Origin of the sequence: Delftia sp. ASV31, from assembly GCF_016428765.1 — a bacterium.
Classification (GTDB): Bacteria; Pseudomonadota; Gammaproteobacteria; order Burkholderiales; family Burkholderiaceae_C; genus Comamonas; species Comamonas acidovorans.
In genome coordinates this window covers 27,001-49,308 of the sequence record NZ_JAELTK010000017.1, presented here as the reverse complement: position 1 = coordinate 49,308, position 22,308 = coordinate 27,001, and the positions used below count along the sequence as shown (strand labels likewise).

Annotated in this window: 20 protein-coding genes; 13 read left to right on the top strand and 7 right to left on the bottom strand. The window is 67.6% G+C overall.

The genetic code is table 11. The annotated features are described in order from the left end of the window. The first annotated feature begins 15 nt into the window (after positions 1-15). From JHD82_RS08725 to JHD82_RS08685, 9 genes are all read left to right on the top strand, one after another. A complete protein-coding gene (locus JHD82_RS08725) occupies positions 16-1,545 on the top strand; it encodes a sugar ABC transporter ATP-binding protein (RefSeq protein ID WP_233174670.1) in 1,530 nt (509 codons plus the stop codon). Next, on the top strand, positions 1,535-2,551 hold the full coding sequence (locus JHD82_RS08720; RefSeq protein ID WP_199136015.1) for an ABC transporter permease: 1,017 nt from the start codon (positions 1,535-1,537) through the stop codon (positions 2,549-2,551). Before JHD82_RS08725 ends, JHD82_RS08720 begins: the two co-directional genes overlap by 11 nt. 64 nt (positions 2,552-2,615) lie before the next feature. Then, positions 2,616-3,365 (top strand): SDR family oxidoreductase, encoded by a 750-nt coding sequence (locus tag JHD82_RS08715; protein WP_199136014.1) that lies wholly within the window; start codon positions 2,616-2,618, stop codon positions 3,363-3,365. An 18-nt stretch (positions 3,366-3,383) separates the two neighbouring features. Then, positions 3,384-4,274, top strand: coding sequence for a fumarylacetoacetate hydrolase family protein (locus JHD82_RS08710; protein WP_199136013.1), 891 nt, complete (start codon positions 3,384-3,386; stop codon positions 4,272-4,274). A gap of 7 nt (positions 4,275-4,281) precedes the next feature. Next, entirely contained in the window at positions 4,282-5,559 is a 1,278-nt protein-coding gene (locus JHD82_RS08705; protein WP_199136012.1) for an L-fuconate dehydratase, read from the top strand. Between the two features lie 3 nt (positions 5,560-5,562). Beyond that, positions 5,563-6,480, top strand: coding sequence for an amidohydrolase (locus JHD82_RS08700; RefSeq protein WP_199136011.1), 918 nt, complete (start codon positions 5,563-5,565; stop codon positions 6,478-6,480). Between the two features lie 16 nt (positions 6,481-6,496). Next, positions 6,497-7,273, top strand: a complete 777-nt coding sequence (locus tag JHD82_RS08695; protein WP_199136010.1) for an SDR family oxidoreductase — start codon at positions 6,497-6,499, stop codon at positions 7,271-7,273. Between the two features lie 16 nt (positions 7,274-7,289). After that, complete coding sequence (locus JHD82_RS08690; RefSeq protein ID WP_063326822.1) at positions 7,290-7,637, top strand: L-rhamnose mutarotase; 348 nt, start codon at positions 7,290-7,292, stop codon at positions 7,635-7,637. A 306-nt stretch (positions 7,638-7,943) separates the two neighbouring features. Continuing rightward, positions 7,944-8,999: a porin gene (locus tag JHD82_RS08685; RefSeq protein ID WP_199136009.1), complete on the top strand. Its 1,056-nt coding sequence runs from the start codon at positions 7,944-7,946 to the stop codon at positions 8,997-8,999. 23 nt (positions 9,000-9,022) lie between these two features. On the opposite strand, the gene JHD82_RS08680 is transcribed toward JHD82_RS08685, so the two are convergent. The 4 genes from JHD82_RS08680 to JHD82_RS08665 all read right to left on the bottom strand — a co-directional run bounded on the left by JHD82_RS08680 (position 9,023) and on the right by JHD82_RS08665 (position 14,953). Next, positions 9,023-10,420 (bottom strand): efflux transporter outer membrane subunit, encoded by a 1,398-nt coding sequence (locus tag JHD82_RS08680; protein ID WP_199136008.1) that lies wholly within the window; start codon positions 10,418-10,420, stop codon positions 9,023-9,025. Between the two features lies 1 nt (position 10,421). Next, positions 10,422-12,368, bottom strand: a complete 1,947-nt coding sequence (locus tag JHD82_RS08675) for a MacB family efflux pump subunit (protein WP_012204236.1) — start codon at positions 12,366-12,368, stop codon at positions 10,422-10,424. A gap of 2 nt (positions 12,369-12,370) precedes the next feature. Beyond that, positions 12,371-13,552, bottom strand: coding sequence for an efflux RND transporter periplasmic adaptor subunit (locus JHD82_RS08670; protein WP_199136007.1), 1,182 nt, complete (start codon positions 13,550-13,552; stop codon positions 12,371-12,373). Positions 13,553-13,741: 189 nt separating this feature from the next. Further along, positions 13,742-14,953: an ABC transporter substrate-binding protein gene (locus JHD82_RS08665; RefSeq protein WP_012204238.1), complete on the bottom strand. Its 1,212-nt coding sequence runs from the start codon at positions 14,951-14,953 to the stop codon at positions 13,742-13,744. A gap of 322 nt (positions 14,954-15,275) precedes the next feature. On the opposite strand from JHD82_RS08665, the gene JHD82_RS08660 reads away from it, so the two are divergent. Both JHD82_RS08660 and JHD82_RS08655 read left to right on the top strand, forming a co-directional pair. Beyond that, on the top strand, positions 15,276-15,962 hold the full coding sequence (locus JHD82_RS08660) for a helix-turn-helix transcriptional regulator (RefSeq protein WP_199136005.1): 687 nt from the start codon (positions 15,276-15,278) through the stop codon (positions 15,960-15,962). Continuing rightward, positions 15,943-16,479, top strand: a complete 537-nt coding sequence (locus JHD82_RS08655; RefSeq protein WP_012204240.1) for a DUF6036 family nucleotidyltransferase — start codon at positions 15,943-15,945, stop codon at positions 16,477-16,479. Before JHD82_RS08660 ends, JHD82_RS08655 begins: the two co-directional genes overlap by 20 nt. Positions 16,480-16,522: 43 nt before the next feature. Here the strand turns inward: JHD82_RS08655 and mog are convergent, their stop codons facing one another. Beyond that, positions 16,523-17,128: a molybdopterin adenylyltransferase gene (gene mog, locus JHD82_RS08650; RefSeq protein ID WP_065346464.1), complete on the bottom strand. Its 606-nt coding sequence runs from the start codon at positions 17,126-17,128 to the stop codon at positions 16,523-16,525. Next, on the bottom strand, positions 17,121-17,798 hold the full coding sequence (yjgA, locus tag JHD82_RS08645; protein WP_034391380.1) for a ribosome biogenesis factor YjgA: 678 nt from the start codon (positions 17,796-17,798) through the stop codon (positions 17,121-17,123). Before yjgA ends, mog begins: the two co-directional genes overlap by 8 nt. 66 nt (positions 17,799-17,864) lie before the next feature. On the opposite strand from yjgA, the gene pmbA reads away from it, so the two are divergent. Then, positions 17,865-19,274 (top strand): metalloprotease PmbA, encoded by a 1,410-nt coding sequence (gene pmbA / locus JHD82_RS08640; protein WP_012204243.1) that lies wholly within the window; start codon positions 17,865-17,867, stop codon positions 19,272-19,274. A gap of 54 nt (positions 19,275-19,328) precedes the next feature. Here the strand turns inward: pmbA and JHD82_RS08635 are convergent, their stop codons facing one another. Then, positions 19,329-20,168 (bottom strand): fumarylacetoacetate hydrolase family protein, encoded by an 840-nt coding sequence (locus tag JHD82_RS08635; protein ID WP_199136003.1) that lies wholly within the window; start codon positions 20,166-20,168, stop codon positions 19,329-19,331. Between the two features lie 358 nt (positions 20,169-20,526). Here JHD82_RS08635 and JHD82_RS08630 point away from each other — a divergent pair, with 358 nt between their 5' ends. Beyond that, positions 20,527-22,254, top strand: a complete 1,728-nt coding sequence (locus tag JHD82_RS08630; protein WP_199136001.1) for a methyl-accepting chemotaxis protein — start codon at positions 20,527-20,529, stop codon at positions 22,252-22,254. The last annotated feature ends 54 nt before the right edge of the window (positions 22,255-22,308 follow it).

The following is a 22,308-nucleotide window of genomic DNA, read 5'->3' as shown; positions in this document are numbered from 1 at the left end:
ATGCTCCCCGGATTCATGGCTGACAGACCGGGCACGCCGGTGATGGAGGCGCGTGGGCTCGGCTTGCGTTTCGGCTCCACGACGGCCTTGCACGATGTGAGCCTGGCGGTCATGCCGGGCGAGTCGCATGCACTGGCAGGCCGCAACGGCGCAGGCAAGTCCACCTTGGTCGCCCTGCTGACCGGCCTGCACCAGCCCGGCACGGGAAGCATCCTCTTCAACGGCCAGCCCGCGCCTGCGGTGGCCGACCGCATGGCCTGGCGCCAGCATGTGGCCTGTGTCTACCAGCATTCGACCATCATCGGCGAGCTGTCGGTGGCCGAGAACCTGTTCATCAACCGGCAGCCGCTGCGCCATGGCTGGATTTCCTGGCGCGTGCTGCGGCGCGAGGCAAGGGCCTTGCTGGATGCCTGGCAGATCGATGTGCACGAGGATGCGCTGGCCCGGGATCTGACGGTGGAAGCCCGCCAACTGGTGGAGATCGCGCGGGCGCTGTCGCTGGGCGCGCGCTTCATCATCCTGGATGAACCCACGGCGCAGCTTGACCACGACGAGACGCGGCGGCTGCTCAGGCGCGTGCACGATCTGCAGCAAGGCGGCGTCACGTTTCTCTTCATCTCGCACCACTTGCAGGAGATCTATGAGATTTGCCAGACGGTCACCGTGCTGCGCGATGCGCGCCATGTGGTGACGGCACCGGTGGCGCAGTTGCCCCGGCAGGCACTGATCGAGGCCATGACCGGCGAGCGGGACAGCCTGGCCGGCTCGCCCTGCGCCGCCCACGCACCCCCGGCAGGCGGGGGCACAGGCGTTGCCCCCGTGGTACTGGAGCTGCAGCAGGTGTGCGGCAAGGGTTTTGAGGGCGTCAGCCTGCAGGTGCGGCGTGGCGAGGCGGTGGGGCTGACAGGCTCCACCAGCAGCGGGCGCACGGCCGTGGGTGAGGCGGTGGCGGGTCTGCGGCGCACGACGGCAGGCCGGATCCTGGTGTCGGGCCGCGTGCTGCCGCCCGGCGATGTAGGCGCCGCGCTGGCGCACGGCGTGGGTTGCGTGCCGCAGGACAGGCACCGCCAGGGCCTGGTGCCGGGGCAGTCCATCGCAGAGAACGCAACCATCACCATCATGGACAGGCTGGGCCGGTTCGGCTTCGTTGCGCCAGCGCGCCGGCAGGCGGCGGCGTTGTCGGCCATGCGTGCACTCGATGTGGCGGCCAGCGGGCCGCAGCAGGCCGTGTCCGGCCTGTCGGGCGGCAATCAGCAGAAGGTGGTGATGGCGCGCGCGCTGGCCAGCGAGCCCGATGTGCTGGTGCTCATCGATCCCACTGCGGGTGTGGATGTGAAGTCCCGGCAGGCATTGCTGGCCGTGGTGGAGGGTGAGCGAAGGCTGGGCCGGGCCGTGCTGCTGGCGAGCAGCGAGCTGGACGACCTGCGCATTTGCGACCGCGTGCTGGTGATGTCGCATGGCCATGTGGTGACCGAACTCGCCAGAGGCTGGGACGACGGTGAACTGATTGCCTCCATGGAAGGAGTGAGCCTGCATGCGCACTGAAGCCGTTGTCTCGCCGAATACGGCTGTGCCCGTGCCGGCCGCCCGGCGGCTCGCGCTGCACCGGCTGCGCGACTATGCACTGGTCCCTGCGTTGGCCCTGCTGTTCGTGCTGGGAGCCTTGACCAGCCCCAGCTTTCTGACACCGGCCAACCTGGTCAGCATCCTGGGGGCCTCGGCGGCCCTGGCGCTGGTGGTGCTGGCGGAGTCGCTGATCATCATCACGGGCAAGTTCGATCTGTCGGTGGAGTCCACGGTGGGCATTGCGCCGGCGGTGGGCGCCATGCTGGTGATTCCCGCAGCCTCGGGGGGCTTTGGCACGGAATGGCCGGTGGCGGCGGGGCTGCTGGCCATCGCGGCCGTGGGCGCATGCACGGGTTTTCTCAATGGCCTGTTGGTCGTCAGGCTGCGGCTCAATGCCTTCATCGTCACGCTGGCGATGCTGATCGTGCTGCGCGGCCTGCTGGTGGGCGCGACCAGGGGCGGCACCCTGTTCGACATGCCGCAGCCTTTCTTCGCCCTGGCCACGGCCACGCTGCTGGGGCTGCCGCTGTCGGTCTGGCTGGCGGCGCTGGCGTTCGGCACGGCCGCCGTGGTGCTGCGCCACCACCGGCTGGGCCGCGCGCTGTATGCGATTGGCGGCAACCCCCATGCGGCGCGCGCGGCGGGCATCAATGTGGACCGTATTACCTGGGGCGTCTTCGTGCTGGCCGGTGTGCTGGCCGCAGTGGGCGGGCTGATGGTCACGGGCTATGTGGGCGCGATCAATGCCAACCAGGGCAGCTCGATGATTTTCACGGTGTTCGCGGCAGCCGTCATCGGCGGCATTTCGCTCGATGGCGGCAAGGGCTCCATGTCGGGCGCGCTGTGCGGCGTGCTGCTGCTGGGCGTGGTGCAGAACCTGCTGACACTGGCCCAGGTGCCATCGTTCTGGATACAGGCCATCTACGGCGCCATCATCCTCGGCGCCCTGATGCTGGCCAGGCTCACGGGCGAGCAGCAGCAATAGGTGCCGGCCCCGCACATCGCCCATGCAGAACCTGGAACCTGTTTCCAAGGGAAAGGAAGGCTTCATGAGACTTGGCGGAAAACACATTCTCGTCACCGCAGCCGGGCAGGGCATAGGGCGTGCCTGCGCGCTGATGTTTGCCCGCGAGGGGGCCAGCGTGCTGGCCACCGACATCAATCTGCAGGCGCTGGCCGAGCTGGAGGGCAGGGATGGCCTGCGCACGCGGCGGCTGGATGTGACGGATGCGTCCGACATCCTGGCACTGGCCGGGCAGGAGAGGGCCTTCGACGCACTGCTCAACTGCGCGGGCTTCGTGCACCACGGCAGCATCCTGGACTGCAGCGACGAGGACTGGGCCTTTGCGTGGCAGCTCAACGTCACCTCCATGCACCGCATCATCCGCGCCCTGCTGCCTGCCATGCTGGCCCAGGGCGGCGGATCGATCATCAACATGTCGTCTGCGGCCTCCAGCGTGAAGGGCGTGCCCCTTCGCCATGCCTATGGCGCTACCAAGGCCGCCGTGGTCGGGCTGACCAAGGCCGTGGCGGCCGACTTCGTTACGCGGGGCATACGCTGCAACGCCATCTGCCCTGGCACGGTGGAGTCCCCGTCGCTGCAGGCGCGCATCGCCGGCCAGGCCCGGCAGCAGGGCGTGCCGCTGCAGCAGGTGCGCGCGGCCTTCGTGGCGCGCCAGCCCATGGGGCGGGTAGGCCAGCCCGAGGAGATCGCCGCGCTGGCCACCTACCTCGCCAGCGATGAATCCCGCTTCGTCACCGGCACGCTGAGCGTGATCGACGGCGGCTGGTCCAACTGAGCTGCACAGGAGCGCACCATGAAATTGCTGCGATACGGCCCCAGGGGCCATGAAAGACCGGGCCTGCTCGATGCGCAAGGGCGTGTGCGCGACCTCTCGGGCGTGGTGGACGACATTGCCGGCCCTGTGCTGCTGCCGGACAGCCTGGCGCAACTGGCCGCCCTGGACCCCTTGCAACTGCCCCTGGTGGAGGGCGTGCCGCAGCACACGCTGCGTCTGGGCCCCTGCGTGGGGCGGGTGGGCAAGTTCGTGTGCATAGGCCTCAACTACTCGGACCATGCGGCCGAGGCCGGCATGCAGGTGCCGCCCGAGCCCGTGGTGTTTGGCAAGTGGACCAGTGCCATCTGCGGCCCGGACGATGCCATCGAGATTCCGCCCGGCTCCGTGAAGACGGATTGGGAGGTGGAGCTTGGCGTGGTCATAGGCCAGGGCGGGCGCCATATCGACGAGGCCCGGGCCATGCAGCACGTGGCGGGCTATTGCGTGGTCAACGACATCTCCGAGCGCGAGTACCAGCTCGAGCGCGGTGGCACCTGGGACAAGGGCAAGGGCTGCGACGGCTTCGGCCCGCTGGGGCCGTGGCTGGTCACGGCCGACGAGGTGCCCGATCCGCAGGCGCTGCGCATGTGGCTGGATGTGGACGGCCGGCGCATGCAGGACGGCAGCACGGCCACCATGGTGTTCGGCGTGGCCTTTCTCGTCAGCTATCTGAGCCGCTTCATGAGCCTGCAACCGGGCGATGTGATCTCCACCGGCACGCCGCCGGGCGTGGGGATGGGCCAGAAGCCGCCCATGTATCTGCGTGCCGGGCAGGCCATGCGGCTGGGCATCGCCGGCCTGGGCGAGCAACGCCAGACCATGGTGGCGGCCCGCGTGCAAGCGAATCCCTCGACAACCGGCAAGGCATGAGAAGACCATGACGCGAATCCTGTCCCTGCGCGTGCTCGATGTGCGCTTTCCGACCTCCAGGCAGCTGGATGGGTCTGACGCCATGAACCCGGACCCGGACTACTCCGCCGCCTATGTGATCCTGGAGACGGACACGCCCGGCCTTGAGGGGCACGGGCTGACCTTCACCATCGGGCGCGGCAACGAGGTCTGCTGCGCCGCCATCGCGGCCATGCGCCACCTGGTGGAGGGCATGGAGCTCGACTGGATCCGGGAGGACATGGGGCGCTTCTGGCGCCACATCACCTCCGACAGCCAGTTGCGCTGGATCGGCCCGGACAAGGGGGCGATGCACCTGGCCACCGGCGCCGTGGTCAATGCCGTGTGGGACCTGTGGGCCAAGGCCGAGGGCAAGCCGCTGTGGCGCCTGGTGGCCGATTTCACGCCCGAGGAGTTCGTCCGCGCGCTGGACTTCCGCTACATGACGGATGCCCTGACCGAAGCCCAGGCGCTGGAGCTGCTGCATCGCCAGTCGCCGCGCAAGGCCGAGTGCATCGGCGTGCTGGAGCGCGAGGGCTATCCCTGCTACACGACCTCGGCCGGCTGGCTGGGCTATGACGACGACAAGCTGCGCCACCTGTGCCGCGAGGCGGTGGCCGGCGGCTTCAACCACGTCAAGCTCAAGGTGGGGCGCAGCCTGCAGGACGACATCCGGCGCGTGTCCATCGCGCGCGAGGTGCTGGGGCCGGACCGCCAGCTGATGATCGACGCCAACCAGGCCTGGGAGGTGGGGCAGGCCATCGGCTGGGTGCGGGAGTTGGCCTTTGCCAGGCCCTGGTTCATCGAGGAGCCGACCAGCCCTGACGATGTGGAGGGCCACCGCGCGGTGCGCGAAGCCGTTGCCCCGGTCCAGGTCGCCTCCGGAGAGATGTGCCAGAACCGCATTCTCTTCAAGCAGTTCATCCTGCGTGGCGCCATCGACGTGGTGCAGATCGACGCCTGCCGGCTGGGAGGGGTCAACGAGGTGCTGCTGGTACTCCTGCTGGCCGCAAAGTACGGTCTGCCCGTGTGTCCGCATGCCGGGGGCGTGGGCCTTTGCGAGTATGTGCAGCATCTGTCCATGATCGATTTCGTCTGCGTGTCCGGCACGCGTGAGGGGCGCGTGATCGAGTACGTGGACCATCTGCACGAGCACTTCGTGGATCCCTGCGTGGTGCGCAATGCGGCCTATATGCCTCCCGGTGCGCCCGGCTTTTCCATCACGATGAAGCCGGAATCTCTCCACAGATACCGCTTCCCGGCCTGAGCCATGGACGAAGCACCTTCCCTTCAGCGCATAGACGCGCATCTGCACTTCTGGCATTACAGCGCCCGGGACTATCCCTGGATAGGCGAGGGCATGCAGGCGCTGGCGGTGGATTGCACGCCGGAGCAGGTATTGCCGCAGTTGAAAGCCTGCGGCCTGACCGGCGCCATTGCCGTGCAGGCCAGGGGCAGTGTCGATGAAACGCGATATCTGCTGGATCTGGCGCGGCGGCACGGCGGGATTTGCGGCGTCGTGGGATGGGAGGATCTGGCCTGCGACGGCATTGGCGAGCGCCTGCAGTCCTGGCGTGCCGAGGCGGCGCTGTGCGGGTGGCGCCATCAGGTGCAGGATGAGCCTGATGCCTCGGCCTTTCTGCGCTCTGCGGCATTCGCACGCGGTCTGTCCGTGCTGCAGCGCCAGGGCTGGGCCTACGACGTGCTGGTGTTCGACCGCCAGATGGATGCGGCCGCCGCCTTGTGTGCACGGCATGACGCGCACTGGATGGTGCTGGATCACCTGGGCAAGCCGCCACTGGCCGGGCTGGCCCGGGACCAGCACAAGGGCCAGGCCCAGGCCGCGTTCGGCCGCTGGCAGGCATCGCTGCAGCGCTTCGCCCCGCTGTCGCATGTCGCGTGCAAGCTCTCGGGCCTGGTGACCGAGGCCGACTGGCGATCCGGCCTGCGCGAGCCTGACCGGGCCTGCCTGCTCCAATGCCTGGACACGGCCTTGCAGGTGTTCGGGCCGCAGCGGCTGATGTTTGGCTCCGACTGGCCGGTCTGCCTGCTGGCCGCGCCATACGCCACGGTCTTTGAGTTGGTGGATGGTTGGGCGTCGTCGCGGCTGTCGGTGTCCGAGCGCGAGGCGCTGTGGGGCGGCACCGCCGCGCGCTGCTACGGCCTGCAGCCGCAAGGCATGACCTGACCACATGGGAGGCAGCATGGACCTGAACCTGAAAGACAAGACCTTCATCGTCACGGGCGGTGCCAGCGGCATCGGGGCGGCCATCTCGCTGCGGCTGGCCGGCGAAGGTGCGGTTCCGCTGATCTGCGGCAAGGACACCATGTCCGCGCGGTTCGAGGCGCAGCTCATGGAGCTGCAGCCCCGGGCCCGCCACTTCCGCTTCGACCTGGTCGATGAACAGGCATGCGGGGAGATGGTGGCCCGCGCTGCGGCGGACTGCGGCCGCATCGACGGCCTGGTGAACAACGCGGGCATCAATGACGGCGTGGGCCTGGAGGCAGGGCGCGACGCCTTCGTGCGCTCGCTGCAGGCCAACCTGGTGCACTACTACGTCATGGCCCACCATTGCCTGCCGCACCTCAAGGCCAGCCGTGGCGCCATCGTCAACATCTCGTCCAAGACCGCGCTGACCGGGCAGGGCGGGGCCAGCGGCTACTGCGCGGCCAAGGGGGCCCAGCTCTCGCTGACGCGCGAATGGGCTGCCGCGCTGGCAGCCGATGGCGTGCGCGTCAATGCCGTGGTGCCCGCCGAGGTGATGACGCCGATGTACCTGCACTGGCTGGGCCGCTTCGACGACCCCGGGCGCCAGCTGGAACAGATCAGCGCCCGGATTCCGCTGGGCCGGCGCATGACGGCGGCCGAGGAGATTGCGGACACGGTCGTCTTTCTTCTGTCCGAGCGGGCATCGCACACCACGGGGCAATGGCTGTTCGTCGATGGCGGCTATACCCACCTGGACCGCGCGCTGACCTGACCACCATGGAGACACCATGCGCCAATGCCTTGCACTCGACCTCAGGGATGACCCGGCGCTGATCGCCCGGTACGAAGCCCTGCATCACCGGATCTGGCCGGAGGTGGCGGCGCATCTGCGCAGCCATGGCGTCACCGGCATGGAAATCCACCGCCTTGGCACGCGCATGGTGATGGTCATGGAAACCGATGACGCGGTGCATGACCCCCGCGCCATGTCCCTGGCCGCTGCCATCGACCCGAAGCTGCGCAAATGGGAGGCGCTGATGTGGACCTTCCAGGCGCCCACGCCCTGGACACCGCCCGGCGACAAGTGGACTCCCATGGCCTGCATCTTCCGGCTGGCAGATGCTGCGGCGGACTGAGCATCCGGCGGCCATGCCCCATCCCCGAACGTCGCTCCGCCCCCTTCCAGGGGAAAACACCGGGGCGCCCGCGCCGCAAATGCATAGGTGTGCGCATGAATCGTTCAGGCCCGGCGCCATCCCTGCGGAGAATTCATGAAAGCAGCCTGGAGGGCATCGCAACCACGGGACTGCATGCGCCCGCAAGAACAAGAAGCACAAGAACAAGAAAAAGGGCTGGCGACCGGTTTCAAGCTGCTCCCCATGGCAGCCGTGCTGCGGCCATAGGGGTTTTCGCCAATCGGCAATGTCAAGGAGGAGAGGGAGATGAATAAACGCATGATCCGCAGCGCTGGCCTGGCCGCGCTGGCGCTGGGCACGGCCCTGGCGGCCCAGGCCCAGAGTTCGGTCACGCTCTATGGGCGTGTGGTCGCGGGGGTGGACTACCAGAGCAATGTGTACGACCCGGCCACGGGGGGCTCTGGCAATCTGTGGCGGGCCGTGGGCAACCAGTGGGGCACGAGCATGCTGGGTTTCAAGGGGGAGGAGGACCTGGGCGGCGGGCTGCACGCGCTGTTCACGCTGGAGTCGGGTTTCAGCATCGACGATGCCAGGTTCAACGGCGCAGGGTTCTTCAACCGCCGCACCTTCGTGGGCCTGCGCAGCGGCTGGGGTACGCTGAAACTGGGCAAGGACCTGTCGATCTCGGATGCGCACTGGGCGCTGGACCCCACGGGCCAGCAGTTCATCGGCTCGGCCACGCTGGTGCGGGGGCGCAACTGGGGCGGGCATGACAACATGATCTCGTACGAAACGCCCAGCTGGGGCGGCCTGCGCGTGCTGGCGCTGACCGGCCTGGGCGAGCAGCCGCAGGGCGCATCGCGGCTGCGCAAGGATGCGCTGTCCGTGTCCTATACCGCGCCCACGTTCGAGTTGCGCGCCATCTACGATGTGGCCCGCGATGCCAATGGCCGCTTCAGCGATCTGTACACCACCTCCCGCAACCTGACGCTGGGCGGCACGGTGACGCTGTCCGCGCTCAAGCTGTTCGCGGGCTATGAGCAGCTGTCCGCGCCCGACAGCGCGGCCGGCGTGCCCAACAAGGCGCGGCAGTACTGGATGGGCGCGCGCTACAACGTTTCAGGCCCGCTGACGCTGATCGGGGCGGGCTACCGCACCACGGTCAACAAGGGCGGCGGCAGCGCCAACCTGTTCATGGCGGGCGCCGACTACGCGCTGTCCAAGCGCACGCTGCTGTATGCCAGCGTGGGCAATGTGCGCAATGGCGGCAATGCGAACTTCTCGGTGGAGACCACCAACAACAACCCGGCGCCGGGCGGTAGCCAGACCGGCTTGTACGTGGGCATGGCGCATTCGTTCTGACTCTGGGACCCTGGGTGGTGGCTTCAGGAAGCCGGCCACCCTCCACCTAGGGCCTTGTGCAGCGTGAGCTGGTTCTGCAGGCGTGCCAGGTGGAGCGCGGAAAGGGCCAGCTGCGCTGCGCGGCGGCGCTCCTGGGCGTCCAGCCAGGTGCGCAGCGGCACCTGGCCGGCGCGGTAGCGCGCCTCGTACAGCCGCGTGATTTCCACGGATTCCTGCGTGGCGCGCTGCTGGGCCTCTTCCTGGCGGGCCAGTTCGGTGCGGGCGGACAGGGATTTTTCCGTTTCGGCCAACGCGGCGTACAGCGTTTTGCGGAAGTTGACCACCGCCTCTTCGTACTGGCTGCGTGCAATGGCGGTGTTCAGCCGCATCTCGCGCACGTTGAGAAACGGCAGGGCCAGGTTGGCGCCCAGGGCCACCACGGGATTGGCCAGCACGTCGAGCAGGGTGCTGCTGGAGGTGCCCAGGCTGCCGGTGAGCGATAGCCGGGGGTAGTAGCTGGCGGCCGTGGCATCGCTGCCGGCCAGGGCGCCGCGCAGCCGCAGTTCGGCGGCGCGCAGGTCGGGGCGGCGTCCCAGCAGGTCGGCGGGCAGGCCTGGCTGCACGGCGGGCAGATCGGCCACGGGCAGCGCCAGGGGCTCGCCGCCGGGTGGCTCGGCGCCCTGCAGCAATTCGGCCAATGCCTGGCGCAGTTCGGCGCGGGCCTGGGTGTATTGGCTCAGCAGGGCCTGCTGCTCGGCCAGGGCCTGCCGGGCCTCGCGAAGCTCCAGGCCGGACACTGCGCCGCTGCGGTACTGGGCCTGCACCAGGTCGATGGTGCGGCGCACGTACTCCAGGCTTTGGCGTGACATGTCCAGGCGCTCGTTGGCCAGCGCCAGTTGCCAGTACAGGCTGGCCGTGGTGGTGGTCAGCGACAGCGCCACGGCATCCTTGTCCTGCACGCTGGCCTGTGCTTCGAAGACGGCGGCATCGCGCTGCGCGCCCAGCCGGTCGAACAGGTCCAGCTCCCAGGCCACGCCCAGTGTGGCGCTGGCGTTCTCCAGGGTGCTGCGCTGGCTGCCCGACAGCGGGCGGCTGGCGCCCGTGCCTGCGCTGCCGCTGGGCTGGGGCAGCAGCGCATGGCCTGCCAGTTGCGCCTGCAGCGCGGCACGCCGCACGCGGATGCCGGCCGTGGCCATGTCAGGATTGCGCGCCAGCGCCAGGTCAATCCAGGCATCGAGCCGTGGATCGCCGAAGCCGCGCCACCAGGCATCGGGCATGGGCGTGGGCGTGGGCGTGGGCGTGGCTGTCGGGGACGATGCCTGCGCATGTTCGAACTGCGCGGGCAGCGCCACCTGTGGCGCTTCGTAGGGGGTGCGCGTGATGGCGCCGCAGCCCGCAAGGGCCACGGCGCATGCCAGCGCGCTGGTCTTGAGCATATGCATGTCAATCTCTGGAGAGGGCCTGGACGGGGTCCAGGCGCGCCGCGCTGCGCGCTGGCAGAAAGCCGAAGGTGATGCCTATGAGCGAGGAGCAGGCGACGGCCAGCACGATGGAGGCGGCCGAGAACGACAGCTGGAAGCTGGAGCCCGACAGGCTCACTGCCAGGCCCAGGCTCAGCGCCAGAGAGACACCCAGGATGCCGCCCACGATGCAGACCAGCACGGCCTCGATCAGGAACTGCTGAAGGATGTCCGACTGGCGCGCGCCGATGGCCATGCGCACGCCGATCTCGCGCGTGCGCTCGGTGACCGACACCAGCATGATGTTCATCACGCCGATGCCGCCCACCAGCAGCGCGATCATGGCGATGGCCGAGACCAGCAGCGTCAGCGTGGTGCTGGTGCGCGTGATGGCCTGGCGGATCTGGTCGGAGTTCCAGACGAAGAAGTCCTTGGTGCCGTGGCGTTCCGTGAGCAGGCTGGTGGCCGCCTTCAGCGCGATCTCGGCCGGCACCTCGTCCTTGATGCGCAGCGTGATGCTGTCCAGGTGGTACTTGCCGACCAGGCGCGTGGCGGCTGCCGTGTAGGGCACGAAGAAGGTGGGCGTGGAGCCGCCGAAGCTGTTTTGCGCGGGGCGCAGCACGCCCACGATCTCCACGGGCATCTCGCCCAGCATCACCACCTCGCCCAGCGGGCTGGGGTTGCCGGGGAAGAGCGCGGTGGCGGCCTTCTGGTCGATGACCGCGACCTGGGCGTGCAGGTCCACGTCGCGCTGGTCGAAGAACCGCCCTGACGCCAGGCGCAGGCCCTTCACGCGGAAATGCTCGAAGCCCACGCCCGTCACTTGGGCCATGGCCGCGTTCTCGCGGTATAGCGCCGTGACGCTGACCGATACATTGGGCGTGGCGCTGTCCACGTAGGGCTGCTCGGCCAGGGCCTGGGCATCGGCGGCGACCAGGGTCTCGATGGCGGCGGCGCGCGTGTCTCCGAAGTCCTTGCCGGGGAAGATGTCCAGCGTGTTCGTGCCCAGCTCGCTGATCTGGTTCATCACCTGCTGCTGCGCACCGCGCCCCAGCGCCACCACCGAGACCACGGCAGAGATGCCGATGATGATGCCCAGCATGGTCAGGAAGGTGCGCAGGCGGTGCGCGTTCATGGCCCGCAGCGCCATGCGCAGCGCTTCGCCGAAGCGGTCGCCGAACATGCGCCAGGAGGCGGCGCGCGGGGCGGCTGTGGCCTCCAGCGGGGGCTTGCTTTCGTGCGGGGCGCTGCGCCGGTCCGCGATGATGGCGCCGTCGCTGATCTCGATCACGCGCGAGGCGTGGGCCGCCACGGCCATGTCGTGCGTGACCAGGATGATGGTGTGGCCGTCGGCATGCAGCTCCTGCAGGATGCGCATGACCTGCTCGCCGCTGGCCTTGTCCAGCGCGCCCGTGGGCTCGTCGGCCAGGATGACGGCGCCGCCGTTCATCAGCGCGCGGGCAATGGACACGCGCTGCTGCTGCCCGCCCGACAGCTGGCCCGGCCGGTGCTGCATGCGGTCGGCCAGGCCCAGGCGTTCGAGCAGGGCGGCCGAGCGCGCATGGCGGTCCGTGGGCGCCGTGCCGGCGTAGACCGATGGCAGCTCCACATTGCCCTGGGCCGTGAGGTCGGCCAGCAGGTGGTAGCGCTGGAAGATGAAGCCGAAATGCTCGCGCCGCAGCGCGGCCAGCGCATCGGGGCCCAGCTCGCCGGTCTCGCGGCCGGCGATGCGGTAGCTGCCCGAGGTCGGATGGTCCAGGCAGCCGAGGATGTTCATCAGCGTGGACTTGCCCGAGCCCGAGGCGCCGACGATGGCCACCATCTCGCCGGCCTCGATGGTCAGGTCGATGTCCTTGAGCACGGCGACCGTGGTGTCACCGGCGGGGAACTCCCTGCGCAGTCCCCGCATCTGCAGCAATGGCTGGTCCATGCTTACATTCCCATGGGGTCGGCGGCGGGGGCGTTGCTCGGGCCCGCCTCGCCGATCACCACCTGCTCGCCGGCCTCCAGGCCCGACAGCACCTGGGCCTGGGCATTGGTGCGCAGGCCGATGCGCACCTTGCGCTCGGCGACCTTGCCTTCGCCGTCGCGCACGCGCACGGTGTAGCTGTCGTCCTCTGCCCGGCTGCCCAGTGCGGCGGCCGGCACCAGCACGGCCTTGTCGGCCTGGGCCACGCGCACGGTGACCTGGGCGGTCATGGAGGGGCGCAGCTTGCCGTCCGGGTTGGGCACGTCGAACTGGGCGTTGTAGTAGATGGCCTTGGCGGCGGGCGTGGCCGCAGCGGGCGAGGCACCGCCGCCCGCGTCATTGACGATGGAGGTCGGTGCGGGCTCGATGCGCTCTATCTTCGCCATGTGCTTTTGGCGGTTGCTGCCCAGCGTGGTGAACCATGCGGTCTGGCCGAGCTGGATCTTGTCCACGTCGGCCTCGGCAATCTCGGCACGCACGGTCATCACGTCGAGCTTGGCCAGCATGACGATGGTGGGCGTGGTCTGGAAGGAGTTCAGGGTCTGGCCCTGCTTGGTGACCACGGCCACGATCACGCCGTCCATGGGCGCGACGATGCGGGTGTAGCCCAGGTTGATGCGCTCGGTCTCCACCTGGGTGCGTGCCTGCTCGATCTGGGCCTGCAGGGCGCCGACCTCGGCCTGGGCCGTGTCCAGCGCCGCCTTGGCTGCCTCATGGTCGGCGCGCGAGGTGGCGTCGGCCAGCAGCAGTTCCTGCTGGCGCTGGAAGGTGAGCCGGGCCTGGACGAGGGCCGCGCGCCGCGCGGCCAGCTGGGCCTGCAGCGCGGTGACCGAGGCCTCGGCATTGCGCAGCTTGATGCGCTGCGGCTGGGCATCGACCTCGGCGATCAGGTCGCCGGCCTTGACCTGCTGGCCCAGTTCCACATGCAGGCGCTTGACCTGTCCGGAGACCTGGGCGCCCACGGCAACCAGCTCCTTGGCATGCAGCCGGCCCACGGCCAGCACGGTCTGCTCCAGGTTGCCCACGGTGACGGCGGCCGTCGCGTACCGGGTGGCGGGCTTGGCGCTGGCCTTCCACAGTCCGCCCCCGGCGATGATGCAGGCACCCACCACGGCGCCAATGGTCCACTTGCGATTGAACTTCATTCTTCCCCTGCCGCGCGGTCGGCCGCAGGGGAAGAAGTTCCTGCCCGGCGCCGCGCCCAATGCTCGAACTTACCAGTCTGGCGCGGTTCGATGTCCCGGCATTGACCAAGGCATGGAGATTCAGTGGAGAAAAGCGAGGGGAGGGAGCGGCCGGGCTGCCCCCCGGCTCACCGCAAGTTCAGCGCCAGTTCAGCGCCAGTATTGGCACTTGCTCTCGGCCTTGGTGGTCCAGACCTGCTCGGCAGGCAGCTTCTTGACCAGCTTGTAGTAGTCCCAGGTGCCCTTGGATTCGGCGGGGGATTTCACTTCCATCAGGTACATGTCGTGCACGTAGCGGCCGTCCTCGCGCAGGTAGCCGCTGCCGAAGAAGTCGTCCATCTTCATGCCGCGCCAGGTGGCCATGACCTTGTCGGCGTCCAGCGTGCCGGCCTTCTCCACGGCCTTGAGCCAGTTCATGGTGGCCGAGTAGTCGGCCGCCTGGATCTCGCTGGGGCGGCGCTGGGTCTTGGCCATGAAGGCATCGGCGAACTTGCGCGAGGCATCGTTCATGTCCCAGTACCAGCTGGTGGTGAACTGCATGCCCTGGGTGTTCTTCAGGCCCAGGCTGTGCACGTCGGTGAAGAACACCAGCAGGCCGGCCAGCTTCATGTCCTTGGTCACGCCGAACTCGCGCGCCGCCTTGATGGAGTTGATGGTGTCGCCACCCGCATTGGCCAGGCCCAGGATCTGGGCCTTGGAGTTCTGCGCCTGCAGCATGAAGCTGGAGAAGTCGCTGGCGTTCAGCGGCGTCTTGACCGAGCCCAGCACCTTGCCGCCACGCGCCTCGATGATCTTGGTGGTGTCCGCCTCCAGCGCATGGCCGAAGGCATAGTCGGCCGTCACGAAGTACCAGCTCTTGCCGCCGGCCTCCACCACGGCCGCGCCCGTGCCCTTGGCCAGGGCCACGGTGTCGAAGGCGTAGTGCACGGTGTAGGGGCTGCACTGCTCGTTGGTCAGCGCCGAGCTGCCCGCGCCGTTGTCGATGAAGACCCGCTTTTTCTCCTGCGCCACCTTGGCCATGGACAGGGCCGTGGCCGAGTTGGTGCCGCCAAACACCAGGCTGATGCCCTGTGTGTCAATCCACTCGCGCGCCTTGCTGGCGGCAATGTCGGCCTTGTTCTGGTGGTCGGCCGTCAGCAGCTCGATGGGCTTGCCCAGCAGCTTGCCGCCGTAGTCGTCGATGGCCATCTGTATCGCCACGGCGCCGTTCTTGCCCTCGACATCGGCATAGAGACTGGACATGTCGGTGATGAAGCCGATCCGAACCTTGTCCTGCTGCGCCAGGGCCGGCGTTGCCAGTGCGGCGGCGCACAGTGCCAGGGCCAGCGGTGTCATCAGCGATGTCTTGGGGCGTTGCTGCATGAAGTCTCCTTGCTTTGGATGGAAAAAGCCCGCTGCTGTTGCGCAGGGGCCGGGGTGATTCCATGCTGGCAGGGACAGGGGCCTGCCGCATTGGGGCAAGCACGGGCTTGGTGGCCCCGGTGCGACAGTACAGCCGCTTGTCCTTGCAACGTGGCCGGCCCGTTGATTGATCGCCATGCGCTGCGCATCCCGGCCGTGGCTTGTGCGCGCGTCAGGACCTGCTTTTCCGTTCCTTGACTTGGAGATGCGAAAGCACTGGTCTTGAATTGATTTGTCTAGAAAAACAATCAAAAATATAGATTTTGCTTAAAATAATGGACAAATGAAAACACCGGAAAAGTCCACCCTTCTTCAGCGCCAACTGCTTTTGCAGTTCGGTGACCGGCTCAAGCGTCTGCGCAAGGAGCAGGGGCTGGGCACGGTCGAGATGGCCTCGCGCGTAGGCATATCCCGCAGCACGCTCGCTGCAGTCGAGTCCGGTGATCCCGGGCCATCCATGGGCACGTACCTGCGGGTCATGTCGGAACTGGGCATAGGGGGAGAATTGGCATTGCTGGCGGGCGACGCCCTGCAGCCCGCGCCCGCAGGAACTGCCGCAGCCCGTTCGCGCCATGCCAGGCCCGTCGTACAGGTTCTGGTGCGTGCGCAGGATGCGCGCCATGAAGTGCAGGATCTGCAAAGCTTGGCATTGCATGAAGAAGCCGTGCGCCTTGTGCGATCTGACCCGGCATTGCTGAAGCAGGCACAGGACACGTTGGAGCGGTGGTTGAGCCAGGGGGATTCGCATTCCGCCAGCCTGTGGAGGCAGTGGCAGGATGTCTTGCAAAATGGCCGCTGGCGCACCATCCTGGCCCGCACGCGAAGGGCCCAGGAACTGCGCCAGGCCTCGCCCCTGACATCGGTGCTGCCCGAACAGGTGCGCCAGCAGGTACTGGCGCAGGTGGGGGATCTCAAGCGGGGCGTTGCATTGGGAGATACAGGGCGGGCCTATGAACCGAGAGGATCTTGAGCACATCATTCGAGCGAGCGGGGATGTGACGAATGAGTATGAATTCGTCATCGTGGGAAGCCAGGCAATCCTGGGCTCCATCCCGTATCCCGAGCCGGTTTTCAAGATGTCCGCAGAGGCGGACATCTATCCGCTCAATGCTCCGGATCTGGCGGACCGGATCGATGGATCCATTGGCGAAGGCTCTCGCTTCCACGAGTCCAATGGCTACTACGCGCAGGGCGTGGGCCCGGACACGGCAGTGCTTGCCTCAGGCTGGCAAAACCGGCTGCACCGTATCCAGAACGGCAATACCAACGATCGCGTCGGCTATTGCCTTGATGTGCTGGATCTCTTTCTCTCCAAGGCCCAGGCGGGGCGCGACAAGGACCGGGTGTTTTGCATGGCACTGATGGAGCATGGCCATGTACAGGTCGATGCGGCACTGAAACTGGCAAGCAGCATGCCGTTGGGTGATGACGGCAAGCGGCAATTGCGGGCCCGGATTCAGCGGTGGTTCAAAGGGCTGAAAAAATAAAAAGCAGCCCGCAGGCTGCTTGTCGTTTGCCGTGTCCGCACGCTCAGGCCGCAGGTCGCGCGGTGCGCACTGCGCTCTTGGGGCGGAAGGCCTTGCACACGCTGTCATCCGTTTCCAGATAAGGCCCGCCGATCAGGTCCACGCAATAGGGCACGGCCGCAAAGATGCCGTTGACCGTTTGCGTGCCATCAGGGTTTTGCAGGCCTTGCAGAGTCTCGGCAATCGCCTTGGGCTGGCCCGGCAGGTTGATGATCAGGCTCTTGCCACGGATCACCGCCACCTGGCGCGACAGAATCGCCGTGGGCACAAAGGCCAGGCTGATCTGGCGCATCTGCTCGCCAAAGCCCGGCATTTCCTTGTCGGCCACGGCCAGGGTGGCTTCGGGCGTGACATCGCGCGGCGCGGGGCCGGTGCCGCCCGTGGTCAGCACCAGGGAGCAACCTGCATCGACCAGTTCGATCAGCGTGGCGCTGATGCCGGCCTGCTCGTCGGGGATCAGGCGCGGCTCGAACGTGATGGGGTTCCTGAGCGCGCGGGTGAGCCAGTCCTGCAGGGCCGGCAGGCCCTTGTCCTCATAGACGCCGCTGCTGGCACGGTCGCTGATCGAGACGATGCCGATGCGCACAGCGTCATGGACGGGTTCACTCATCGTCAGCTTCCTCGCCAGCGCCGTCACCGTCCTCGGCGGCCTCGCGGCCCGTGCCGCCCAACTGCTGGCGAACCAGCTGGAAGAGATCGCGGTAGGCGCGGCCCTTGCGCTGGGCCAGGCCGGTGGATTCCTGCACATTGGCCTCATGGGCGCCCGGCATGTCCTTGCGGGCCTGGCGGATCAGGGCGCGCAGCTGCTGGGTGTCGGTGTCGGGGAAATGGTCCAGCCAGATGGACAGGGCCGATTCCTCGGCAATCAGGCGGTCGCGCCATTGCTCGGCGGCGTGCAGGGCCATCTTCTCGGCGGCCGAGCCGTTGTGCTGCTCGTCCAGCGCGGCGCGCACGGCGGCGATCTCGGTCTCGTCCAGCTTGCGCATGAGCTTGCCGACGAATTGCATCTGGCGGCGCTTGCCTTCGAAATTGGTGATGCGCTTGGCCTCGGCCAGGGCATCGGCCAGCTGGTCGGGCAATTGCAGGCGCTTGAACAGGTCGGAGCGCAGCGTCAGCAAATCCTTGCCGAGGTCCTGCAAGGCGTCGGACTCGCGCTTGAGATCCGTCTTGCTGGAGTCGGGGGTGCCTTTGAGTTCGGCCTTGAGCTGCAGGTCGAGTTCGCTGCCTTCGGCAACGAAGTGACCTTTGACGTAGTAGCCTTTTTTGGGTTTGCGTGACATGGGGTAGGGGACAAATGCAGTGGCGGCGCGGAGAGCGCTGCAGTGGCGGCTATCATAGCCGCCGCTATGAAAAAACCCCGTCCCCGCTCGGCAAGCACCGCCAAACCGCAGGCTGATTCCGGCTTCAGCTACAGCCAACCGTTTTTTGAAGACTTGGTGGACCGTGCCCTGGTCCACGCCAAGAAGCTCGGCGCCACCAACGCCGGGGCCGAGGCTTCCGAGGGCTGCGGCCTGAGCGTGAGTGTACGCAAGGGGGCTTTGGAGACCGTGGAGCGCAACCGCGACAAGTCGCTGGGCGTGACCGTCTACCTGGGCAACCGCCGTGGCAACGCCAGCACCTCGGACTTCTCGGATGCCGCCATCCAGCAGACCGTGCAGGCCGCCTACGACATCGCACGCTTCACGGCCGAAGATCCCATGGCCGGCCTGCCCGATGCGGCCGACATCGCCCAGCCCGGCACCCACCGCGACCTGCAGCTGTTCCACCCCTGGGACCTCACCAGCGAGGCTGCGGCCGAACTGGCGCTGCAATGCGAGGAAGCCGCGCTGCGCACGCACAAGCGCATCACCAACAGTGAAGGCGCGGGCGTTTCGGCCCAGCAAAGCCATTTCTTCAGCGCCCACACCAATGGTTTCCGTGGCGGCTACGCCAGCTCGCGCCACAGCCTGTCGGTGGCGCCCATCGCCTCGCTGCCCGGGCGCAATGGCGAGATGCAGCGCGACGCCTGGTACAGCTCCATGCGCAACGCGGCCGACCTGGCCTCGCCCGAAGCCGTGGGCCGCTACGCCGCCCAGCGCGCCCTGAGCCGCCTGGGCAGCCGCAAGATCCCGACCACCGAATGCCCGGTGCTGTTCGAGTCCACGCTGGCCGCGGGCCTGCTGGGCAGCTTCGTGCAGGCCGTCAGCGGCGGCGCGCTGTACCGCCGCAGCACCTTCCTGCTCGACTCGCTGGGCAAGCCCGTCTTCCCCAAGCACATCGACATCACGGAAGACCCCTTCATCCTCGGCGGCAAGGGCAGCTCGCCCTTCGACGAGGAAGGCGTGCGCGTGCAGGCCCGCAAGGTGGTGGATGCCGGCCGCGTCGAGGGCTACTTCCTGTCCAGCTACTCGGCCCGCAAGCTGGGCATGAAGACCACCGGCAATGCCGGCGGATCGCACAACCTGGTCATGACCTCGCGCCGCACCAAGGCCGGCGACGACCTGCCCGCCATGCTCAAGAAGCTGGGCACGGGCCTGTTCGTGATCGAGCTCATGGGCCAGGGCGTGAACTACGTGACCGGCGACTACTCGCGCGGTGTCAGCGGCTTCTGGGTGGAAAACGGCGAAATCGCCTTCCCCGTGCATGAGATCACCATCGCCGGCAACCTCAAGGACATGCTCAAGGGCATCGAGGCCGTGGGCGCAGATGCCTACAACTACGGCGCCAAGACCGTGGGCTCGATCCTGATCAACCGGATGAAGGTGGCGGGCAGCTGAGCGCTGGCTCAGCTCAAGAATAAAGCGGCTTCTTGAAGCCGCTTTTTTGTGGATCTACACCACTCGCTGCCTCTGCACGCCCAGCCCCTCGATCCCCAGCTCCATCACATCGCCAGCCTTCAGATAGCGCGGCGGCTTCATGCCCATCCCGACTCCCGGGGGCGTGCCGGTGATGATGAGGTCGCCGGGCTCCAGCGTCATCACGCGGCTGCAGTGGCTGATGAGTTCGGCGCAGCCAAAGATCATGGTGCGCGTGCTGCCGCTCTGGCGGCGCTCCCCGTTCACATCCAGCCATAGCTGCAGGGCCTGCGGATCGGGCACTTCGTCGCGCGTGACCAGCCAGGGGCCGATGGGGCCGAAGCGGTCGAAGCCCTTGCCCTTGCTCCATTGGCCACCGCTGCGGTCGATCTGGTATTCGCGCTCGGACACATCGTTGGCAAGGCAGTAGCCGGCCACATGCTCCAGCGCATCGGCCACGGACACATTGCGCGCGCGCTCGCCGATGACGATGCCCAGTTCCACCTCCCAGTCCATGCGCGTGCTGCCCTCGGGCAGGGGGATGTCGTCGTCGGGGCCGCAGGCGCAGCTGGGCCATTTGGCGAAGAGGATGGGCTCCTTGGGAATGGGCATGCCGGCTTCCTCGGCATGGTCGCGGTAGTTCAGGCCGATGGCAACGAACTTGGACATGCCGCTCCAGGGCATGCCGATGCGCACCGGGCCTTGCACCAGGGGCAGCCTGGCGGGGTCGATGGCGGCCAGGGCCCGCAGCGCCTCGCGGCCCAGCAGGCGGGGCGTGTAGTCGTCCAACAGGGCGGACAGATCGCGGATCTGGCCTTTGGCATCCAGCAGGCCGGGCTTTTCCTGGCCCTCGGGGCCAAATCTCAGCAGTTTCATGAAGTTTCCTCTTGAGTTCCTGGAGTGGGGCGCTCTGCCGGCTGCAGGTGCTGTTGAGCAGCTGCAGGTGCGCAGATGCCGGCGCCCATTGTGAGGAATGTCTCGCACAGTCTGGGAATGACAGTGCCTTGTCGGTGCGCGGGATATCCATGCGCCCACTGCCTCCGATCACGGCGGCTGGCAGCCCGATCCCTGCATGTCGGCAAGGCGCTGTCCTACTGGATGTGCAGGGTTTGGGAAGGCGACACGACTGATTCAAATTGTCAAATTTGTTCCTGGATGTGTTTCTTCCGTGCCAGCAGTCTGGCCGGTTTGCGTGGGTGGTTCGAGGGAGAGCGACGTGGGTTTTCTGAGGCGTATGAAGTTGGGAACCATGCTGGGCATGGGTTTTTTCGCGGTGATCGTGGTTTGCGTATGCGTGGCGGCCTTCGGCTGGATGAAGTTGCGTGACCAGGGCGAGCAGCTGCGTGTGCTGGCCGAGGACCGCATGGGCAATCTGGCCCGGCTGCAATCGCTCAAGGACAACGCCAATGCGTCGGCACGGGTGGTGCGCAATCTGGCGCTGATCACCGATCCGGCGCAGATGGCCGAGGAGAGCCGCCGGCTGGATGAGGTGGTTGCCAGGAACGGCCTGGTCATGAAGGAGTTGGACCAGCGCCTGCAGACCGAGCAGGCGCGCCGGCTCTTTGCCGACATACGGCAGGCGCGCCAGCCTTTCGTGGAGACCATGCGCCAGGCCGGTGACCTGGGCCTGGCCAACCAGGGCGATGCCGCCAGGGATCTGATCATGGGGCGCCTGCGCTCCTTGCAGACGACCTATTTCGATGCGGTCGAGGCGCTGGTCGACTACCAGAAGGCACAGACGCAGGCCACGGTGGACGGCTCCCTGCGCCGCGTGGCCGAAGACGGCGTGGCCATGCTGGTGCTGACGCTGCTGGCCGCCGCGCTGGGCGGTCTGGTGGCCTGGATGATCACCAGGACGGTCAAGCAGCAGCTGGGCGGAGAGCCCTCCTATGCCGCCGGGGTGGCGCGCCAGATCGCGCAGGGCGATTTGTCCGTGCGGGTGCAATTGGCGCCCGGCGACACCTCCAGCCTGCTGCGCGCCATGGAGGACATGCGGGCCGGCCTGGCGCGCGTGGTCGCCGATGTGCGGCAAAGCAGTGAATCGATTGCGACCGGCGCCAGCCAGATTGCCTCGGGCAATGCGGACCTGAGCCAGCGCACGGAAGAGCAGGCCAGCAATCTGGAGCAGACCGCCGCCTCCATGGAGGAGATGAACGCCACCGTCAAGCTCAATGCCGATACGGTGCGTACCGCCACCCAGTTGGCCGCATCGTCCAGCCAGGCTGCCGCCGGTGGCGGCGAGATCGTGCGCCGCGTTGTGGCGACCATGGAGCAGATCACCGCGAGTTCCCGGAAGATCGAGGACATCATCGGCGTGATCGACTCCATTGCCTTCCAGACCAACATCCTGGCGCTCAATGCCGCCGTGGAGGCGGCGCGGGCCGGCGAGCAGGGGCGCGGCTTTGCCGTGGTGGCATCCGAGGTGCGCAGCCTGGCCCAGCGCAGCGCGGGGGCCGCCAAGGAGATCAAGGCCCTGATAGGCGAGAGCGTGTCCAAGGTGGATGAGGGCTCGGGCCTGGTGGGCGAGACGGGTTCCGCGATGAAGGACATCGTCCAGCAGGCGCAGCGCGTTGCCGACCTGATCGGCGAAATAGGCGCGGCCACGGCCGAGCAGGCCGACGGTGTGGCGCAGGTGGGCGATGCCGTCGTACAGCTTGACCAGGTCACGCAGCAGAATGCGGCCCTGGTCGAGGAATCGGCGGCGGCTGCCGCGAGCCTGAACGCGCAGGCTGCCAGGCTGGTCGATCTGGTCAGCCTGTTCAAGCTGGACGGGGTGTCCTCGTCCGTGCCCCTGCCCGCGTCCTCACCGGCCCAGGCACCAGCGCCAGCCGCCGCAGGCAGCAAGGGCGGCCAGCGGACGATGGCGTCCGCAGCCGCACCCAGGGTTGCTGCAGCGCCTGCCAAGGTCACCCCGCTGCGCAAGGCGGGCGAGCGTGTGGACGAGAACTGGGAAGTGTTCTGACCGCGAGCGGGGCAATGCCGCTCTGTGCGCGTGGAACCGGGGGACTTGTCGGCC

Coding starts and splice junctions, on each gene's coding strand:
- JHD82_RS08725 (WP_233174670.1), top strand. CDS start 16: ATGGCTGACAGACCGGGCACGCCGGTGATGGAGGCGCGTGGGCTCGGC.
- JHD82_RS08720 (WP_199136015.1), top strand. CDS start 1,535: ATGCGCACTGAAGCCGTTGTCTCGCCGAATACGGCTGTGCCCGTGCCG.
- JHD82_RS08715 (WP_199136014.1), top strand. CDS start 2,616: ATGAGACTTGGCGGAAAACACATTCTCGTCACCGCAGCCGGGCAGGGC.
- JHD82_RS08710 (WP_199136013.1), top strand. CDS start 3,384: ATGAAATTGCTGCGATACGGCCCCAGGGGCCATGAAAGACCGGGCCTG.
- JHD82_RS08705 (WP_199136012.1), top strand. CDS start 4,282: ATGACGCGAATCCTGTCCCTGCGCGTGCTCGATGTGCGCTTTCCGACC.
- JHD82_RS08700 (WP_199136011.1), top strand. CDS start 5,563: ATGGACGAAGCACCTTCCCTTCAGCGCATAGACGCGCATCTGCACTTC.
- JHD82_RS08695 (WP_199136010.1), top strand. CDS start 6,497: ATGGACCTGAACCTGAAAGACAAGACCTTCATCGTCACGGGCGGTGCC.
- JHD82_RS08690 (WP_063326822.1), top strand. CDS start 7,290: ATGCGCCAATGCCTTGCACTCGACCTCAGGGATGACCCGGCGCTGATC.
- JHD82_RS08685 (WP_199136009.1), top strand. CDS start 7,944: ATGAATAAACGCATGATCCGCAGCGCTGGCCTGGCCGCGCTGGCGCTG.
- JHD82_RS08680 (WP_199136008.1), bottom strand. CDS start 10,420: ATGCATATGCTCAAGACCAGCGCGCTGGCATGCGCCGTGGCCCTTGCG.
- JHD82_RS08675 (WP_012204236.1), bottom strand. CDS start 12,368: ATGGACCAGCCATTGCTGCAGATGCGGGGACTGCGCAGGGAGTTCCCC.
- JHD82_RS08670 (WP_199136007.1), bottom strand. CDS start 13,552: ATGAAGTTCAATCGCAAGTGGACCATTGGCGCCGTGGTGGGTGCCTGC.
- JHD82_RS08665 (WP_012204238.1), bottom strand. CDS start 14,953: ATGCAGCAACGCCCCAAGACATCGCTGATGACACCGCTGGCCCTGGCA.
- JHD82_RS08660 (WP_199136005.1), top strand. CDS start 15,276: ATGAAAACACCGGAAAAGTCCACCCTTCTTCAGCGCCAACTGCTTTTG.
- JHD82_RS08655 (WP_012204240.1), top strand. CDS start 15,943: ATGAACCGAGAGGATCTTGAGCACATCATTCGAGCGAGCGGGGATGTG.
- mog (WP_065346464.1), bottom strand. CDS start 17,128: ATGAGTGAACCCGTCCATGACGCTGTGCGCATCGGCATCGTCTCGATC.
- yjgA (WP_034391380.1), bottom strand. CDS start 17,798: ATGTCACGCAAACCCAAAAAAGGCTACTACGTCAAAGGTCACTTCGTT.
- pmbA (WP_012204243.1), top strand. CDS start 17,865: ATGAAAAAACCCCGTCCCCGCTCGGCAAGCACCGCCAAACCGCAGGCT.
- JHD82_RS08635 (WP_199136003.1), bottom strand. CDS start 20,168: ATGAAACTGCTGAGATTTGGCCCCGAGGGCCAGGAAAAGCCCGGCCTG.
- JHD82_RS08630 (WP_199136001.1), top strand. CDS start 20,527: ATGAAGTTGGGAACCATGCTGGGCATGGGTTTTTTCGCGGTGATCGTG.